This is a genomic window from Streptomyces phytophilus (assembly GCF_013870535.1).
Lineage (GTDB): Bacteria > Actinomycetota > Actinomycetes > Streptomycetales > Streptomycetaceae > Streptomyces > Streptomyces phytophilus.
The window spans coordinates 1-1,033 of sequence record NZ_JACBXC010001719.1 but is presented as its reverse complement, the minus strand read 5'-3'; the positions used below and the strand labels follow the sequence as shown (position 1 = coordinate 1,033).

The 1,033-nt window shown below is 71.1% G+C and carries 1 protein-coding gene; it reads right to left on the bottom strand.

Annotation, left to right across the window (positions count from 1 at the left end; all coding sequences use genetic code 11):
• Positions 1-1,033: MMPL family transporter (locus H5J30_RS35490; protein ID WP_181791901.1), on the bottom strand; the 1,033-nt coding region annotated here is incomplete at both ends.

Below are 1,033 nucleotides of genomic sequence, written 5' to 3'. Positions count from 1 at the left end.
CGATGTCCACGTTCGGCAGCACACGGTCCAGGATACGAGGCAGCCACCAGGCCCGGCGGCCGAGCAGCGCCAGGACCGCGGGCACGATCGCCATCCGGACCACGAAGGCGTCGAAGGCGACGGCGGCGGCCAGGCCCACGCCCATCGTCTGGATGGTCGGGCTGCTCATCCCGATGAAGCCGGCGAACACGCTGATCATGATGATCGCCGCGGCGGCCACCACCCGGCCGCTGTGCCGGAACCCCTGGACGATCGCCTCGCCGGGGGACGCGCCGTGGACGTAGGACTCGCGCATCCGGGTGAGGAGGAAGACCTCGTAGTCCATGGCCAGGCCGAACACGATGCCGATGATGAGGATCGGCATCAGCGACATCACGGGGCCGGTCTGCTCGATGCCGAGCAGGTCGGCTCCCCAGCCCCACTGGAAGACGGCGACGAGGACGCCGAACGCGGCACCGACCGACAGCAGGAAGCCGAGGGCGGCCTTGAGCGGCACCAGGATCGAGCGGAACACCACCGTCAGCAGCAGCACCGCCAGGCCGATGACCACGGTCAGATACGGCAGCAGGGCGTCCGACATGGCTTCGGAGATGTCAATGTTCATCGCGGTGGTGCCGGTGACCAGGACACCGGCGCCCGTGTCGGCCTCGACACCGGCGGCCTCGTCCCGGATGGAGTTCACCAGGTCCTTGGTCTCGCCGCTGTTCGGCGCGGTCTCCGGGACCGCCGTGAAGACGGCCGTCTCGCCGGCCCCGTCGAGCGCCGGTTCACCGACCGACGCCACGCCGTCCAGGTCCCGTACGGTCGTGGCGACCGAGGCGGTGGCGGCCTCGGCGTCGGCGGCGTCCGAGGTGTCCACCACCACGGTCAACGGGCCGTTGAAGCCCGGGCCGAAGCCCTCCGACAGCAGGTCGTAGGCCCGCCGCTGGGTGGTCTCGACGGACTTGGACTCGTCGCCCGGCAGCCCGAGTTCGAGGCCCAGCGCCGGTACGGCGACGGCGCCGAGGCCCAGTCCTGCGACCAGCAGCACGGC